The following is a 17352-nucleotide window of genomic DNA, read 5'->3' as shown; positions in this document are numbered from 1 at the left end:
ATGGAGGAATTTCATATGGATATGAAACAGGCAATGTTAGAACGGCATATGGTGCGTAAATACACGGATAAAGCTATCCCGGAGGATATCGTGACGAAACTGAATGACCGCGTAAGAAAAAATAATGAGCAGTTTGGACTATCCATTAAGCTCATGACAAATGATAATACTGCGGTTCCGGGCGTGATCAAGCTGATTCTGGCCAAGGGCGTGAACAACTTTTTCATTATGGCGGGGCCGGAAGGTGCTGATGAACTATGTGGCTATTGCGGCGCAGACCTTATGCTGTATGCGCAGACACTGGGGCTGAATACATGGTGGGTCGGTGGAACCTTTAATAGGAAGGGAGCACAGGAGAAGTCAGAGGGAGCAAAACCGGTGGGGATCATTGCTGTAGGTTATGGTCAGACACAGGGGGTGCCGCATAAGTCTAAGAAGGCATCCGATGTCAGTACTTATGACGGAGAAGTGCCCGAGTGGTTTAAGAATGGTGTGGATGCAGCACTTCTGGCACCTACGGCGTTGGCAAAGCAGGCATTCACTATAAGCGGAAAAGAACGCAAGGTTTCCATTTCCTGTGATAATGGAATCTTTACCGGGGTGGATACCGGCCTTGTGAAATACCATTTTGAGCTTGGAGCAGGAAAAGATAATTTTGCGTGGGAATGAAATAAGGCCGGCAGACACAGAATGCGACTGCCGGTTTTTATTCAAAAACACAGTTGACAAGTCAAATGAATAAGGAGGTACCTCAATGAGTATTTTAAAGAAAAACAACGGTCCAATGTCAAAAGGACCGAGCATACAGTCAATCTCAGGCGATCATTGGTCTGAGCTTAAGTTTACGGACGGGATCATGACGGATGCCATTATGAAGCATGTGATGGGTCTCTGCTATCTTGGCATGGCGGATGCCGGAGAAGCGTTCGAGGTTGTAAGCCGTTTGAATGACAAGGAAACCGACAGTTGGGAGAATACGTGGGCTGATCTTGCATCAAAACTTAAAACGAGGGCACAGAACTCTGAGAAAAATGAAAAGAAGATTAGTGCATCTACTGCGTATCTTCGTGCGTCAACATATTACCGTATGGCAACCATGTATATGGAGGATGTGCATTCTCCTAAGATGGAAGAATATACAAGGCATAGCTTTGACTGTTATGAGAAATCGCTGGCGCTGTCAGGGTATCCAGGGAAATATGTGGAGATCCCATATGAGGGGACTTATCTTCCGGGTCATTTCTACCAATCTCCTTATGCAAAAAGGGATAAGGCTCCGCTTCTGGTGCTTACTCCAGGCAGGGATACCTGGGCTGTAGATACCAGATGGATGTTTGATGCTGCATTAAAACGTGGAATACACTGTCTTACCTACGATGGACCAGGACAGGGGTATGCCCTTCGATTTCAGAATTTGAAGTTTCGACCGGACTGGGAAAAGGTTATGGGACCTGTTCTTGATTATGCTGAAACGATGGATTGTGTTGACATGGATCATGTAGCATGTATGGGGTTCTCCTTTGGTGGATTCTTGATGCCGAGAGTGGCAGCGTTTGACAAAAGGATTAAGCTGATCATTACGGATCCCGGAAATATCAGTTGGGGAAAAGGAATCGGAGAGAGACTGGCAATGATACAGAAGATGCCGTCTAGGATGCGTCCGAAGTTCATGAGTGTTATGCTGGAGGATTATGCATGGAAGCATGGAGTGCCGGAAGAAGCAGTCGTTGATGAATTAAAAAAATATGACAACACAAAGATACTTGATAAGGTGGAGTGCGAGGTTTTAGTTCTTGACGGTACAGCGGAAATGACATTCGGAGCGGCTAAGGAGCTTTATGATGCGCTTGTGAATGCAAAAAATAAGGATTACATTCTGTTTGATGATGACAGTACTGCACAGTGTCATACTCAGATGGGTGGTTATGCAACCGGCGCTGAAACCATTATGGACTGGTTGGAGGATCATATCTGATCTTTAATATACGAGTGATTCATATAGATGAACATATCCAATCAGGTAATAATTGTTCAACTTAATAATAACTGACCGTATGCAATCATTTATTGAGGATTTGCAATAATAAATTCGAGTTTGTCGGGCTGAAGTTGGCGTGTTATATTCGAAGTTAATCGCACAACTTCATGTTTGTTGTGTTCTTGACCGACATTGTCTCGTTTTGTCTCGTTTTGTCTCGTCTCGACCGACATTAGCACTTTTCTTATAGATTTAACGGTGTTATTATTATCATAGACAAGTGAGAGGTAAACAAAAGCCACTCACTTGTTTTTCTTTTGCAGAAGAATAGGAAACAGATTTAAGCGTCAGCATGACCAAACCCTCAAGGTCGTGTGTGGCGCTTTTTTTGTTGTCCGAAACCGGAAAGCGCGCGCCGGTGTTTCTATTAAAACTGTCAAAGAAAAGGAGAAAATTGAATATGGATTATGAACGTTTCAAAGAAGGTTTCCAGGATGCTTTAAAGGCTGAACTTGCTGTTAGAGGAGCTGACGTTGAACTTACTGCTCGTAGAGTAGATAAGATGAATGACAGCTATGATGCTATCACAGTAAGACCTGTGGACAGTTCCATTGGAGTAAACATCAGCGTTGAAAAAGCATTTGCTGCTTATGAGAATGGTACACCAATCCCTGAGATTGCAGAACATTTTGCTGATGCAGTGGAGAAAGGATTCCGTGAATCGCCTCAGGTGGATCTGGAGTCGCTTTCTGATTATGAGCAGATGAAGAGCAAGCTTTCCATGGAAGTGGTATCTGCAGAGAAGAATGCAGAACTTCTTGAAAGCGTACCTCATGAAAGAATGGAGGATATGGCGGTTGTTTATCGCTTTGTTCTTGATCAGACAGATTCCGGTAATGGGACAATCCTTGTTACCAATCAGTTGCTTGATCAGTACGGCATAACTAAGGAACAGCTTCGTGCTGATGCCATGGAGAATGCACCTGAGATCAGACCATCTGAAATCAGAGGTATGTCTGAAGTAATGAGTGAGCTTGCACCTGGCATGATTCCTGAGGTCGCACCGGAAGATGAGCAGATGTTTGTTGCTACAGTTCCGGATAAGATTCATGGAGCCGGTGTTATCGCATATCCGAATTTTATGGAGGACGCAGCTCAGAAGATGGGCGGTGACTTCTTCGTTCTTCCAAGCAGTATCCATGAGGTGTTGCTTGTAAAGGACAATGGCCAGATGACAGCCAAGGAGCTGGAAAATATGGTCAAAGAGGTCAATGCTACTCAGGTAGAACCTGCGGATCAGCTTACGGATCATGTTTATCATTACGACAGCCAGAATCATATTTTTGAGCTGGCTGATAAGTATGAGGAACGTCAGCGTGAGGCTGAACATGATGCAGTTGATAAGGATTCCGTTCTTGGAGATTTAAAAGAAAAGAAACAGGAGATTGCAAAGAAAGATCCAGCAAAGAATGCAGCTACAAAGGCTGCAACCAAGAAGCATGAGGCTTCTCTATAATGTCTGGTAAATCATCTGTCAGAAGCAATCTCCAAAAGAAAAAATCCGGGCTGGAAGATGTGCAAAAGTCAGCTACTTCTGAGAATTTTGTATCTCTCAGGAAAGAGACTGGCATGAACAGAAAAGAGTTCGCTGAATGGATGGGGATACCATATAGAACCATGCAGGATTGGGAACTCGGTATATCCAAAGCTCCGGATTATGTTTATAACTTGGCTAAGTATAAAGTCAAGAATGAGCTTGAAAAAGGCAATTTAATAAGAAAACAGCACTTACAAAAAGAGTGCAGGTGATGATAAGGCTTCGAAGCTTAGGCTTCGGGGCCTTTTCTTATGGCGAAAGGAGATATCTAAGATGAGTAAGAAATATATGAGAGTTCAGAAGAACTTTGACAAAAATGGCATTTCAAGAGTGCCACACAGTGTTGCACCTAAGCTTGGCCCAGTTACACCTTGCAATTGCAGTAATCCTTGCCCTTACGGTAATGGAAGGTCATTTTGCTTTCCCTGCTATAAGAATCTTGTTGCTGACAGCAGAAGTAACAGTGCTGCTACTGGTAATGCTTAAAGAGGTGCAATATGAACTTTGGCTATTTTTATGAAGAAGAGTCTGAACAGTTTGCCTTCTATAGGATTCCTCAGGTGCTCTTTAAGGATGAGAAGTTCGCAAAGCTTTCTACGGATGCCAAGGTTCTGTATGGACTATTTCTAAATCGAGTATCTCTTTCCAAGAAGAATCATTGGATTGATGAAGAGGGCAGAGTGTATGTCTATTACACCCTTGTCAGTATTCAGGAGGATTTGCATTGTGCGAGTCAGAAGGCTTTAAAGCTTTTAAAGGAACTTGAGAGCTATGGACTTATCGAAAGAGTTAAGCAGGGACTTTGTAAACCTGACAGGATCTATGTGAAGAACTTTATCCTGCTTCAGGAATCACCAGTCCGGAGTGGTGAAAATCACCATGCCGGTGTAGTGAAAATCACCAGCCCGGAATGTCGAGAATCACCACCTAATAATACTGAGTCAAATAATACTGAGTGTAGTAATACTAATCTTATCTTATCTAAGAGTAGAGAAGATGAGAGGGAGCTATACAGACAATATTTATACCAGTCACTGGATATAGAGATACTCAAAGAGCGCTACCCCTATGGAGTAGAAGAGATAGATGAGATTTTTGACATAATCCTGGATGTGCTGTGCAGCAATCAGAAGTTTATCACTATATCCGGGGATAAAAAGCCTATTAATGTAGTGAAAAGCAGATTCATGAAGCTGGATAGCAGCCATATCCAGTTTGTAATGGACAGTATGAAGGACAAGACTACAAAGGTTCGCAATGTGAAGAAATACATAGTGGCAGCACTTTATAATGCGCCAATTACGATTAACAACTATTATCAGTCGCTGGTCCAGCATGACATGGCGACAGGAAAAATCTAAGGAGGAATGACAATGGAACAGATTACAATTGATATTCAGCTTGATCCTATTAAGGATGGAATTAAAGTACCGGAGACAGATGTATCCAGGCCAGATGCTCATGCTGTGATTCTTGGAACCAACGGTAAAATCAGACAGATTTCTATGAAGGAAGCAGAGACAATCCTTGATCAGATGGCTACTTGTGGGGCAGGGACTCACCTTGGAAAGTCAGATTATATTGCTGTTTACAACAAAGATAAGCTTTTTAAGGCAGAGGGTGAAGAGTATTTAGTTGGCAGCGTGCTTATTTTTCAAAGAGCTGGGAATGTGCTTAAGGCTATTCCTGATGATGAGATTGGTGATCTCTTAGAGGTTGCTATGGCACAGATGGATACTTTGAAGGCAGGAGACGCTTGCTTTTCTGCAATGCGTGTTGATTAAGGGAGGAAAATCATGAGTAGAACAATACCAAGAGCCTATGTTACTGCAGCATGGAATAAGAATCCGGTTGTAGCAAAAGAAGATGCCAGGAAATACTGTCAGGAACTGGTAAAGGAAGGGTATCTTCCTCTTTGTCCTATCCTTGCTTTTGATGGAATCTTTTCAGCTGAGGATACAGAAGCGCATAAGAGATTCAAGGAAATGTCAGAGGATCTTCTTCGCAGAGCCAGATTCCTTGTTATCTGTGGTAATAAGCAGAATGAGGAAGTGAAGGATGATATCGCAATAGCCAGAAAGTCCAAGGTTATTGTTACAACCTTAGATGGAGTAATTGGCTTGTAGGATGTTAGTCAGGAAGGAGGCGATAGTTCATGGTTAATGAAGAGTCATCAGCCAAGTCGCTCCATTTCATGGTGGAAAAAGGTGTTAAGCCAACAGCCAGGTTGTTACTTAATGTTCTAAAAGCTTATTTGCGTCATAGGCATGATAAAAAGTACTTCGGGAAGGAAAAGGTTAAGACCGGTAAGATGCCGGTGAAAAAGCTCATCAAGCAGGGCAAAGGTGCTCAGAAGATAGAGCTGGATGGAGAAGATATCCATTTGTTTAATCGCCTTGCCAGGAAGTACGGAGTTGATTATGCAGTGGTAAAAGACAAAGAAGCTGGTACGTATAAGATTTTTTTCAAGGCTCAGGATGCAGATGCTATCTCTGATCTGGTAGCTGATTATACCAAGAGAACCCTTGGAAAAGAAAAAGGTGCAAAGGAGAGCGTACTTGGTAAGCTTAAGAAACTTAAGGAAAAGGTTGCTTCTATACCTCGCAAGGTAGTAGAGAAGAGGAAGGAGCAGACACGATGAATCAGAAATTAAAAAAGAAGATTATCCTGAATATCCCTTATGTTGCAATAGGCCTGTTTGCTACCAACTTAGGTGAGGCCTGGAGAATAGCAGAAGGGATGAATGCTTCGGAAAAGCTTCAGGGGCTTATTATCGGAGGTGGATTTCAAACCGCATTTACGAATCCGCTTCCTAGTTTACATCCCTTTGATTTGCTTATTGGTGCAGCCTGTGGTGCAGCACTAAGACTTGCAGTTTATCTAAAGGGAAAGAATGCCAAGAAATTTCGGCATGGCTCAGAATATGGTTCAGCCAGATGGGGGAAGCCCTCCGACATAGAACCTTTCAAAGATCCTGATCCGAAGAATAATGTGATTCTCTCTCAGACAGAGCAGATTACACTTAGTTCCAGACCGTCTCAGCCAAAGTACGCAAGAAATAAGAATGTGCTGGTTGTAGGTGGTTCCGGTTCAGGTAAAACGAGGTTTTTTATTAAGCCGAACTTGTTACAGTGTGACAGTAAGGATTATCCTTGTTCGTTTGTAGTAACTGATCCAAAGGGAAGCGTGGTTCTTGAATGTGGCAATGCACTTTTGAAGAAGGGGTATCGAATTAAAATCTTCAATACCATCAACTTTAACAAGAGTATGCATTACAATCCTTTCGCGTATATTCATAGTGAGAAGGATATCCTAAAGCTTGTAACTACGCTGATTGCCAACACCAAAGGTGAAGGAAAAGGCGGTGATGAATTCTGGGAAAAGGCCGAAAAATTGCTGTATTCAGCGCTTATAGGCTACATCCATTATGAGGCTCCGATAGAGGAACAGAACTTCACAACACTTCTTGAAATGATCAATGCAATGGAGGTCAGAGAAGATGATGAGGAGTTCAAAAATGCAGTCGATATGCTCTTTGATGAGCTGGAAGAAAAAGATCCAAATCATTTTGCAGTTCGCCAATATAAGAAATACAAATTAGCAGCTGGAAAGACAGCAAAGTCAATCCTTGTAAGCTGTGGCGCCAGACTGGCTCCATTCGATATCAAGGAGCTTCGAGAGATTACAGCTTATGATGAATTACAACTGGATACTATCGGTGATAAGAAGACGGCGTTGTTTCTGATTATGTCAGATACGGACGCCACTTTTAATTTCCTGATATCTATGGTGTACACGCAGTTGTTCAATCTCTTATGCGAGAAAGCTGATGATGTTTACGGTGGAAGGCTTCCGGTCCATGTAAGGTGCCTTGTAGATGAGTGCGCCAATATCGGACAGATTCCTAACTTGGAAAAACTTGTGGCAACCATCAGATCCCGTGAGATTAGTGCCTGCCTGGTGCTTCAGGCAAAGTCTCAGTTAAAGGCAATCTACAAAGATAATGCGGATACCATAATCGGCAACATGGATTCACAGATCTTCCTTGGTGGCACTGAGAAGACAACACTCAAGGATCTTACAGAGATTCTAGGTAAGGAAACTATTGATATGTACACCACAGGAAACACCAAGGGCTCACAGGAGTCTTACAATATGAATTATCAGAAGCTCGGCAAAGAGCTGATGAGTATGGATGAGCTTGCTGTTATGGATGGCAGTAAATGTATTGTGCAGGTGAGAGGTGTGAGACCTTTTCTCTCAGATAAGTATGACCTGACAAAACATCCAAACTATCCGCTGACAGCAGACTATGACAAGAAGAACTGGTTCGATATTGAGAAGTATCTGAACAGAAAGCTTGTCCTTCATCCAAATGATGAATATGAAGTGTTTGATGTTGATAATAACTGATGTCTTGACTAAAATATTATTGATGATTTTTATTTCGGTAAAAATCAATCTCCAACCTTGAGAGATAATCAAATGCAGGGATAATTCGATTTGTTATCGAATTCAGCTAAGAAGGTGACAGTATTGTCCGCTATCCGGTGCGTGATTATTGCATGTTATTAATGGAATCAAGGAGAAAGGAGATAGTCATGGCAAAAGGTGTATCATCTAAGACACACAGTCAAAAAGAATTGGATAATTACGCTAATCAGCATAATCCAAACAATAAGGCCTACAAGGCAAGAGTTGCTAATGATCAGGCGACTAAGAAACAGTCTAAGAAAGCATTAGCAAATCAGGCTAAGAAGCGTGCAAAACGCCAGGCTGAATTCGATGAGAAATATGGTCTTTCTTATCCGCTTGATTGGATGTGTTATAGCAATCCATATGATTTTGACTAATCATGAAAGCAAGAGAGCATCAATCTATTATGGTTGGTGCTTTTTTGTTGTAGTTTTTTAATTTTGAGAAAGAGCTTCTAGTGCAGTCGCATTAGGGGCTTTTTTTAATGCGCGCATTTTCAAAGTTCAGTCGACGGGGCTTTGGAAGGACAACTAAATACAAAGAAACCAAAAACAATTTTTTAAGAAAACAGGAGGATTTTATTATGGCATTTTTCAACTCAGCAGTAGGCGTACTTCAGACACTCGTTATCGCACTTGGTGCAGGTCTTGGAATTTGGGGCGTTGTAAACCTCATGGAGGGTTACGGCAATGACAACCCTGGAGCTAATGCTCATGTACGGTAAGGAAGCAAGCAACCGAAAACAAGAGATAGACCGCCAGCACTACACTATTCCGAACCAAAGACCAAAAGATAAGCATTGTGGGAAAATCTAAACTTTTGGATTTTCCTACAATGCCAACTACGGCGGAATCCCTCCCACTCCTTATATCTTTCTGTATACATTGAATTTGTATTTAGTAAAATGCAGACAACACCACGGATCGGCTTTTGGTTGGACAATTCCAACCAAACACCACAGCAGACAGCAGAAAACATTCTGAACGCTAGGAAGCCGGTATGATTGTTACATATAAGGGGAAGAAAAATTTCTTTTAGGTACTTGCTTTCCTAAAACTGATGTGATACAATGATTTAATCCAGAAAAGGAGTAAAAAATATGCGGCAAGGTATTCTTAAATAAAACTATAATCAAATAGTGGGAACAAAGGATTATGATAGCTCCTTTTGTAGGGGCTTAGTTTTTTGTACCCAATTTAAGAATACTTTTGCCTTATCAATTTTGACATATCCCCAAAAACAGCAATCACAAACAGGTGTATGCTGTATATGTGTATGTCCGCAACTTATAATCCCCAGTGGTAAAAGTATTTTACTGCTGGGGATTTTTATGCCCTTTGGGGCTGTAAAGGGAGGACAATCACATGAAAATAATCAATATTGGAATTCTTGCCCATGTAGACGCTGGAAAGACGACCTTGACGGAGAGCCTGCTATATGCCAGCGGAGCCATTTCAGAACCGGGGAGCGTCGAAAAAGGGACAACGAGGACGGACACCATGTTTTTGGAGCGGCAGCGTGGGATTACCATTCAAGCGGCAGTCACTTCCTTCCAGTGGCACAGATGTAAAGTTAACATTGTGGATACGCCCGGCCACATGGATTTTTTGGCGGAGGTGTACCGCTCTTTGGCTGTTTTAGATGGGGCCATCTTGGTGATCTCCGCTAAAGATGGCGTGCAGGCCCAGACCCGTATTCTGTTCCATGCCCTGCGGAAAATGAACATTCCCACCGTTATCTTTATCAACAAGATCGACCAGGCTGGCGTTGATTTGCAGAGCGTGGTTCAGTCTGTTCGGGATAAGCTCTCCGCCGATATTATCATCAAGCAGACGGTGTCGCTGTCCCCGGAAATAGTCCTGGAGGAAAATACCGACATAGAAGCATGGGATGCGGTCATCGAAAATAACGATGAATTATTGGAAAAGTATATCGCAGGAGAACCAATCAGCCGGGAAAAACTTGCGCGGGAGGAACAGCAGCGGGTTCAAGACGCCTCCCTGTTCCCAGTCTATCATGGCAGCGCCAAAAATGGCCTTGGCATTCAACCGTTGATGGATGCGGTGACAGGGCTGTTCCAACCGATTGGGGAACAGGGGGGCGCCGCCCTATGCGGCAGCGTTTTCAAGGTTGAGTACACCGATTGCGGCCAGCGGCGTGTCTATCTACGGTTATACAGCGGAACGCTGCGCCTGCGGGATACGGTGGCCCTGGCCGGGAGAGAAAAGCTGAAAATCACAGAGATGCGTATTCCATCCAAAGGGGAAATTGTTCGGACAGACACCGCTTATCAGGGTGAAATTGTTATCCTTCCCAGCGACAGCGTGAGGTTAAACGATGTATTAGGGGACCAAACCCGGCTCCCTCGTAAAAGGTGGCGCGAGGACCCCCTCCCCATGCTGCGGACGACGATTGCGCCGAAAACGGCAGCGCAAAGAGAACGGCTGCTGGACGCTCTTACGCAACTTGCGGATACTGACCCGCTTTTGCGTTGCGAAGTGGATTCCATCACCCATGAGATCATTCTTTCTTTTTTGGGCCGGGTGCAGTTGGAGGTTGTTTCCGCTTTGCTGTCGGAAAAATACAAGCTTGAAACAGTGGTAAAGGAACCCTCCGTCATTTATATGGAGCGGCCGCTCAAAGCAGCCAGCCACACCATCCATATCGAGGTGCCGCCCAACCCGTTTTGGGCATCCATAGGACTGTCTGTTACACCACTCTCGCTTGGCTCCGGTGTACAATACGAGAGCCGGGTTTCGCTGGGATACTTGAACCAGAGTTTTCAAAACGCTGTCAGGGATGGTATCCGTTACGGGCTGGAGCAGGGCTTGTTCGGCTGGAACGTAACGGACTGTAAGATTTGCTTTGAATACGGGCTTTATTACAGTCCGGTCAGCACGCCGGCGGACTTCCGCTCATTGGCCCCGATTGTATTGGAACAGGCATTGAAGGAATCGGGGACGCAGCTGCTGGAACCTTATCTCTCCTTCATCCTCTATGCGCCCCAGGAATACCTTTCCAGGGCTTATCATGATGCACCGAAATACTGTGCCACCATCGAAACGGCCCAGGTAAAAAAGGATGAAGTTGTCTTTACTGGCGAGATTCCCGCCCGCTGTATACAGGCATACCGTACTGATCTGGCCTTTTACACCAACGGGCGGAGCGTATGCCTTACAGAGCTGAAAGGATATCAGGCCGCTGTCGGTCAGCCGGTCATCCAGCCCCGCCGTCCAAACAGCCGCCTGGACAAGGTGCGCCATATGTTTCAGAAGGTAATGTAAAGATAAAAAGACGATTTGATTATGCGAAAATTAATGAGATATCGCCTCAAGATATAATATGGATAAAATTCACTACAGATAATTACATAAGTGTAATTGGAACTAGCTGTGATATATCCTTTTCTGATTATGCAAAGAACAATACTCCTGCCGGAATAATAAACAAAGTTCTAGATAAAAATTGGGGAATGCGTGGTTTGCTGCCACAGATGTGGTGGATTTCTTATGGAGTCAGCTAGTACAACTTCGTATATGGTCTGCCCGGAATGCGGTGCTCGCCTTGTTGTGTGCGTGAAGAAAGGCAAGGTATGGAGTCCTATATGGCAATGGCAATATTCTTGGGTATGACAGAGTTGGTGATAAGCTTGTTGTGAATAAGGAACAGGCCGACACTGTGAAAAGAATCTTTGAGCTATACTTGGCTGGTAATGGTGTTCGTAAGATTCAGGACATCATGGAGCAGGAAGGGCGTAAGACAGCCACAGGCCTTACTAGATGGCAGTCTGGTAATATCAACAGAGTTCTTAGAAATCCTTTTTATTGTGGCAGAATCGTATACCGTAAGCAATACGTTCCGGATTATCTGGTTCAGAAGAAAATCAATAATTATGGGGCCGTTGACAAGGTATATGTAGAAGGATCCCATGAGAAGCTGGTTTCACCGGAAGATTTTGATAGGGCTCAGGAGATAAGAGCAAAACATCGAATTGGAAAGCGTGACAAGAGAGGCAGATCTGTTGGTCAGTCACCATGCAAACATATCTGGGGTAATAAGGTCGTTTGTACTTGTGGTCATGCAATGAATCGAAGGATTGCTCATAAGGCTAATGATGGAACACTTAGTTATATCTATCAGTGCTACGGTCAGTTACGAACAGGTACTCCTGCAGGAAGACTTAAAAAAGGACTTGATATTGAAGGCATTTGTGATAACTCATCATTTATGGGATGGAAATTAGAGGTTCAGGCCGATTTTGTTTTCAAGAAGCTTCTTGGAAATAAAGATGCAATCTATAAAGAAGCTATGGCTATGGCGCAGGATGTTGCTGAAGTAAAGGCTCCTGAGAGAAACGATAAAGAAAGGCTTGAAGCAAACAATCGTCAGATTGAGAAGCTGAACAGACAGCTTGCTAATCTGGTTGATATGTGTTCTGAAGGAGATATTTCCAGAGAAGTCTTCCGAAGCAAGAAAAAGAAATTAGAAGATCAGATTTCAAAATTAGAGAAATTAAATGACGAATGCAGACAACGGGTTTTAGAATTGGAAGATAATGGCGCAAAGGACAGACGCATTGAAAGTCTTTCTGAGTTTATCAAGATGACTGCCTTTGATGCCAGGGCTAAGATACCTGATACTGTGATTGATAATTTCGTTGATCAGATTGTTTTTGATCACGGAACATTTATCTGGTATTTAAATCCGGCATACGGTAATGAGGTATATAAGCAAGAGGCTTCCGATTGGAAAAAAAAACAGCATCTGCAATCTTTAAATGATAAAGCTACGTCGACTGCCTGTTGCAGCACAGGCAGCTATCGCTAATAAGTAATTATTGTTTTTGATGTAAAACAAATATACTCGGCAAAATATTAAAAAACCGGACATTACCCAAATGGGTAATGCCCGGCTTTTTTTCTGCAGCATTATATAATGATGAGTTAATTAAATTTCAGAGATATTTTTCATACATCTAACTTTTTTGATATAGAAACTAAGACGGAGTAATTATAATGTTTTTTATAAAAAGGGTATTAATGTATGGAGGTATTTTACAATGGAAAAATGGGCACGAATAAAGTATCATCCCAATCTTCCTCTTTATGAGGACAAAGACAGGGTTACAGCATCTAAGGAACATATAGTGATTTCCAAGAATGCTGCAAAAGAAGGCATGGTACTTTTAAAGAACAAAAAGAAAACATTACCGCTTGAAAGAGGTAAGAAAATAGCGCTTTTTGGAAAAGCTTCTATAGACTATGTAAAAGGTGGCGGCGGTAGTGGAGACGTTACTGTTCCCTATGTGACCAATCTCGCTGAAGGGTTTAAGAAACTCGGACCACAGGTTTCACTATTTGAGGATTCTATCGAATTCTATGAGGACTATGTAAAGGGACTTTATAAAGAGGGGAAAATGCCCGGACTTATACCTGAACCCAAGCTTCCGGACGAGATTTTGTCAAAAGCAAAAGCTTTTACTGACACTGCAATTATTTCACTTAGCAGATACTCAGGTGAGGGCTGGGACAGAAAAAGTGACAAGGCGATTGACAGGAAATTTAAGGGCGTAGATCAGAACCTTATAGATGTAACAAATGAGATTTTTGAGAGAGGTGATTTCTACCTTTCAAAGGCTGAAGAGAACCTTATCAATACAGTAAGTGCATCCTTTGAACACACCGTTGTTGTACTTAACATAGGCGGAATGTTTGATGTTTCCTGGATAAAAAACAGCAAGGATATAGATGCTGCTTTAATTGCATGGCAGGGAGGAATGGAGGGCGGCCTTGCTACAGCTGAACTCCTTTGCGGACTTGGCAATCCAAGCGGTAAGCTTTCGGATACATTTGCAAGGAATCTTTCTGATTATCCCGGAACAGAACATTTTCATGATTCGGATGATTACGTTGAGTACGAAGAGGATATTTATGTAGGATACAGATATTTTGAGACTATAAAGAATGCTTCCGACAAAGTAGTTTATCCCTTCGGATATGGTCTGTCCTATACCAATTTTAGTATTAACCGTGTTAGGGTCAAAGAGGATGAAGACACAATAACTGTAAAAGCAAATGTGACCAACATCGGAGAGTATGCAGGAAAAGAGGTCGTTCAGGTTTATTGCAGCGCACCCCAGGGAAAACTTGGAAAGCCTTCCAGAACGTTGGTAGGGTTTAAAAAGACAGCTTTGCTCGAGCCGGGACAGACACAGAAGATAACAATAGAAATTCCTGTGTACACACTCAGTTCTTACGATGATCTTGGAAAAATACAGAAATCTGCATATGTTCTTGAGAAGGGTAAATACAAATTTTATATCGGAACTGATGTGAGAAATGCAAAGCTTTCTGAAGACGAATACATAGTTGATGAAAATAGAGTTGTATGTCAGCTTACAGAAAAAATGACTCCAGTGGCATTACAAAAAAGACTTCTTGCTGACGGATCCTATGAGATGCTAGAACAGGGCGATGCATCAAAATATAGTGAGAATGCACTTGTTGATTTAACTGAAGACGAACTTGAGGGCATGTCACCTGCGGTACGCTTTGAAAAAAATGTTAACCGCTACAGACCGGCAGAAAAGCCACAGCTTGTAGATGTTTTCACAGGAAAAATTACGTTGGACGAATTCATTGGAAACCTTTCTGATGAAGATCTTGCATGGCTTGTTGGAGGACAACCTAACACAGGAGTTGCTAATACGTTTGGATACGGCAATAATACCGATTATGGAATTCCCAATGTCATGACAGCTGATGGTCCTGCAGGTCTTAGAATTCAGCCACAGGTTGGTGTAAAGACCACAGCATTTCCGTGCTCAACACTGCTTGCCTGCACCTGGGATCCGGAAGTAGCACAAAGTGTTGGAGTTGCCGGTGGTGAAGAGGTAAAGGAAAACAACATAGGGGTATGGCTTACACCTGCCATGAACATCCACAGATCACCTCTTTGCGGAAGAAACTTCGAATATTATTCTGAAGATCCTCTGCTTACAGGAAAAATGGCAGCCGGCATGGTTCGCGGAATACAGAGTAACCACATAGCAGCTACCATTAAGCACTTTGCCCTCAATAATAAAGAAACCAATCGTAAGAACAGCGATTCAAGAGCTTCTGAAAGAGCTATACGCGAGATCTACCTTAAAGGCTTTGAAATCGTTGTAAAAGAGGCACATCCTTGGAGCGTAATGACCTCATATAACATCATCAACGGCAGACGCGCATCTGAGAATGAGGACCTTATAAATGGAATCCTTCGAGGCGAGTGGGACTTTGATGGCATGGTAACAACTGACTGGTGGACCTTTGGTGAAAACTATAAGGAATGCAAGGCAGGAAATGACATGAAGATGGGCTGCGGATATCCTGACAGAATAATGGCAGCTCTTGAAAAAGGAGCAATTTCGAGAGATGATCTTGAAAAGGCGGCAAGGAATATACTTACACTTATTTTAAGAATTGATTGATTTAAATAAAAAGGTCTTTTCCTCATTTGTAATAAATGGGGAAAAGACTATATTTTTTGGAAAATATGAAGGCTCTCATCACATGTCCTTCACAACGACCTTGCCGCCGTTTTTAACACTATCCTGTTCAAGAAGCTCAACTGCAGAAGCGGCTATTTCATAATACATGGCGGCATTATCACCAATATCAGCCATTTTCTTCATATTAGTCTCACAGAATTTTTTTGCTTCAGCGATATCATTTTGTGAGAAAACCTTACTTCCGCAATATAGTGTACCGGTAGAGGGATCAAAGTGGGAATCCTTCTTTTTTGCTTCACCACTCATGCCCATGACTCCGGCAAGAGAACGGATTAAATCTTCACGATTGCCTGCCATAACTATCCTCCATTATAATAGACACATTAGATAAAAAACCTTTAGTATATTTTCGCACAGGGGCATTTTTTTATCTATTAACAACTTATTATAAAAAAATAAAAACTTGAGAATTATGAAGGAGTAACTGTTGGATATAGCGGTATTTAGTGACATTCATGGAAATGACAGAGCGCTTCAGGCCTGCGTGGATTATTGTATGGGAAATGGCATTACAAATTACATATTGCTTGGTGATTTTGTATCTGACTGTCCCGGGGCAAAAAAGACAATGGAGCTCATATACGTATTAAAGCAGTACTTTCAATGCTATATCGTAAGGGGAAACCGCGAAGAGTATCTGCTTAATTACAGAAAAAACAATGAGACCGGATGGAACAAAGGCTCAGGAAGCGGATCGCTTTTATATACATATGAGCAGCTTTCGGAAAAAGATTTTGATTTCTTTGACAAGCTTCCAATCTATGGCATATGGAATCCAAAAGGTGTCTATGGTTTTGAATATTGCCACGGTTCACCCACAGGAGTTTCAGAGCTCTTGTTTGGAGATAAACGGAGCACAAAACGTGTACTCAACAAAATGAAAACAGACATATTGCTTCACGGGCACACGCATGTACAGGAAAGCTTTGTGTACAGGAATAAAAGAGCTGTAAATCCCGGCGCATTGGGACTTCCGAGAAACAAGAACTGTGATGCAGAATTCGCAATCATTCACAGCGGGAAAAGCGGCTGGGAAGAGGAACTTGTCCAGGTAAAATATGACAGACATGCTCTTTTGAAGGATTTTCAGACAAGCGGTCTTATGGAATATGCACCTGCCTGGGCTGCAATACAAATGCATACCATAAGAACAGGAGTAGATCTAGCAGAATCCGTACTTCTCCAAGCCATGAAACTGTGCGAAGAGGACAGGGGTATGGTCAGATGGCCTGCAATTCCGGAGATGTATTGGGCTGAGGCACTGAAGAGAAATTATATTGATCTTTTGGGAAAAGAAATACCAAGACCAAAAAAGAATACATGACACAAAATATTCATGAATGGGGTATTGCAATTTTTTTGGTGTGTGGTAATATATTTTTTAGTGATTAGCACTCAAAACAGATGAGTGCTAACAATGAAAAAGTTAATAATACAATGAAGATATAAAGGAGGCAATAGTAATGAAGTTAGAACCACTTGCAGACAGAGTTGTGCTTAAAGCACTTGAAGCTGAGGAGACTACTAAGTCCGGAATCGTTCTTCCCGGAGCAGAGAAGGAGAAGCCCCAGCAGGCAGAGGTTATCGCAGTAGGACCCGGCGGCATCGTTGATGGTAAGGAAGTTAAGATGCAGGTTAAAGTAGGCGACAACGTAATCTATTCCAAGTATGCCGGAACAGAGGTTAAGCTTGATGATGTTACCTACATTATAGTTAAGCAGAATGATATTCTTGCAATTATCAAATAAA

At 42.5% G+C, this 17352-nt stretch carries 17 protein-coding genes and 1 pseudogene; 17 read left to right on the top strand and 1 reads right to left on the bottom strand.

The features are described from left to right. The first annotated feature begins 15 nt into the window (after positions 1–15). The 15 genes and pseudogenes from ACHCNF_RS04030 (at position 16) to ACHCNF_RS03960 (ending at position 15522) form a co-directional block, all read left to right on the top strand. Entirely contained in the window at positions 16–669 is a 654-nt protein-coding gene (locus ACHCNF_RS04030) for a nitroreductase family protein (RefSeq protein WP_192944692.1), read from the top strand. Positions 670–754: 85 nt separating this feature from the next. Then, positions 755–1975 (top strand): alpha/beta hydrolase family protein, encoded by a 1221-nt coding sequence (locus ACHCNF_RS04025; protein ID WP_181022460.1) that lies wholly within the window; start codon positions 755–757, stop codon positions 1973–1975. Positions 1976–2438: 463 nt separating this feature from the next. Next, the gene (locus tag ACHCNF_RS04020; protein ID WP_408071508.1) at positions 2439–3494 is read left to right on the top strand and encodes a DUF5688 family protein; all 1056 of its coding nucleotides are present in this window, start codon (positions 2439–2441) and stop codon (positions 3492–3494) included. After that, a complete protein-coding gene (locus tag ACHCNF_RS04015; RefSeq protein ID WP_408071507.1) occupies positions 3494–3787 on the top strand; it encodes a helix-turn-helix domain-containing protein in 294 nt (97 codons plus the stop codon). Before ACHCNF_RS04020 ends, ACHCNF_RS04015 begins: the two co-directional genes overlap by 1 nt. A gap of 61 nt (positions 3788–3848) precedes the next feature. Next, positions 3849–4061: a hypothetical protein gene (locus ACHCNF_RS04010; protein WP_408071506.1), complete on the top strand. Its 213-nt coding sequence runs from the start codon at positions 3849–3851 to the stop codon at positions 4059–4061. Between the two features lie 11 nt (positions 4062–4072). Beyond that, positions 4073–4936 (top strand): DUF6017 domain-containing protein, encoded by an 864-nt coding sequence (locus ACHCNF_RS04005; protein ID WP_408071505.1) that lies wholly within the window; start codon positions 4073–4075, stop codon positions 4934–4936. 12 nt (positions 4937–4948) lie between these two features. Beyond that, entirely contained in the window at positions 4949–5359 is a 411-nt protein-coding gene (locus ACHCNF_RS04000) for a hypothetical protein (protein WP_004602786.1), read from the top strand. A 12-nt stretch (positions 5360–5371) separates the two neighbouring features. Next, complete coding sequence (locus ACHCNF_RS03995) at positions 5372–5701, top strand: DUF7768 domain-containing protein (protein WP_408071504.1); 330 nt, start codon at positions 5372–5374, stop codon at positions 5699–5701. A gap of 29 nt (positions 5702–5730) precedes the next feature. Further along, positions 5731–6216 carry a PcfB family protein gene (locus ACHCNF_RS03990; RefSeq protein WP_408071503.1) on the top strand — a complete coding sequence of 162 codons (486 nt, stop codon included), beginning with the start codon at positions 5731–5733 and terminating at the stop codon, positions 6214–6216. Then, positions 6213–7988 (top strand): VirD4-like conjugal transfer protein, CD1115 family, encoded by a 1776-nt coding sequence (locus tag ACHCNF_RS03985; RefSeq protein WP_408071502.1) that lies wholly within the window; start codon positions 6213–6215, stop codon positions 7986–7988. Before ACHCNF_RS03990 ends, ACHCNF_RS03985 begins: the two co-directional genes overlap by 4 nt. Positions 7989–8176: 188 nt before the next feature. Further along, positions 8177–8428 (top strand): hypothetical protein, encoded by a 252-nt coding sequence (locus tag ACHCNF_RS03980; RefSeq protein WP_294207132.1) that lies wholly within the window; start codon positions 8177–8179, stop codon positions 8426–8428. A gap of 206 nt (positions 8429–8634) precedes the next feature. Then, a pseudogene (locus tag ACHCNF_RS03975) lies at positions 8635–8763 on the top strand (Maff2 family mobile element protein); the annotation flags it as partial. Positions 8764–9415: 652 nt separating this feature from the next. Further along, positions 9416–11335, top strand: a complete 1920-nt coding sequence (gene tet(W), locus ACHCNF_RS03970) for a tetracycline resistance ribosomal protection protein Tet(W) (protein ID WP_002586627.1) — start codon at positions 9416–9418, stop codon at positions 11333–11335. Between the two features lie 370 nt (positions 11336–11705). Continuing rightward, on the top strand, positions 11706–12878 hold the full coding sequence (locus tag ACHCNF_RS03965) for a recombinase family protein (RefSeq protein ID WP_408071500.1): 1173 nt from the start codon (positions 11706–11708) through the stop codon (positions 12876–12878). Positions 12879–13110: 232 nt separating this feature from the next. Then, on the top strand, positions 13111–15522 hold the full coding sequence (locus ACHCNF_RS03960; protein WP_408071499.1) for a glycoside hydrolase family 3 protein: 2412 nt from the start codon (positions 13111–13113) through the stop codon (positions 15520–15522). 78 nt (positions 15523–15600) lie between these two features. Here the strand turns inward: ACHCNF_RS03960 and ACHCNF_RS03955 are convergent, their stop codons facing one another. Next, complete coding sequence (locus ACHCNF_RS03955; RefSeq protein WP_408071498.1) at positions 15601–15900, bottom strand: hypothetical protein; 300 nt, start codon at positions 15898–15900, stop codon at positions 15601–15603. Positions 15901–16030: 130 nt separating this feature from the next. Between ACHCNF_RS03955 and ACHCNF_RS03950 the strand changes: the two genes are divergently transcribed. Together ACHCNF_RS03950 and groES are read left to right on the top strand one after the other, a co-directional pair. Next, on the top strand, positions 16031–16927 hold the full coding sequence (locus tag ACHCNF_RS03950) for a metallophosphoesterase family protein (RefSeq protein ID WP_408071497.1): 897 nt from the start codon (positions 16031–16033) through the stop codon (positions 16925–16927). A 139-nt stretch (positions 16928–17066) separates the two neighbouring features. Continuing rightward, positions 17067–17351, top strand: a complete 285-nt coding sequence (groES, locus tag ACHCNF_RS03945) for a co-chaperone GroES (protein ID WP_408071496.1) — start codon at positions 17067–17069, stop codon at positions 17349–17351. Position 17352: the final 1 nt, after the last annotated feature.

The sequence above is a fragment of the Butyrivibrio sp. NATIVEDY162 genome, from assembly GCF_045999815.1.
Lineage (GTDB): Bacteria > Bacillota > Clostridia > Lachnospirales > Lachnospiraceae > Butyrivibrio.
Note: the sequence above shows the minus strand (reverse complement) of the source record. Positions and strands in the feature narration are given on the sequence as shown.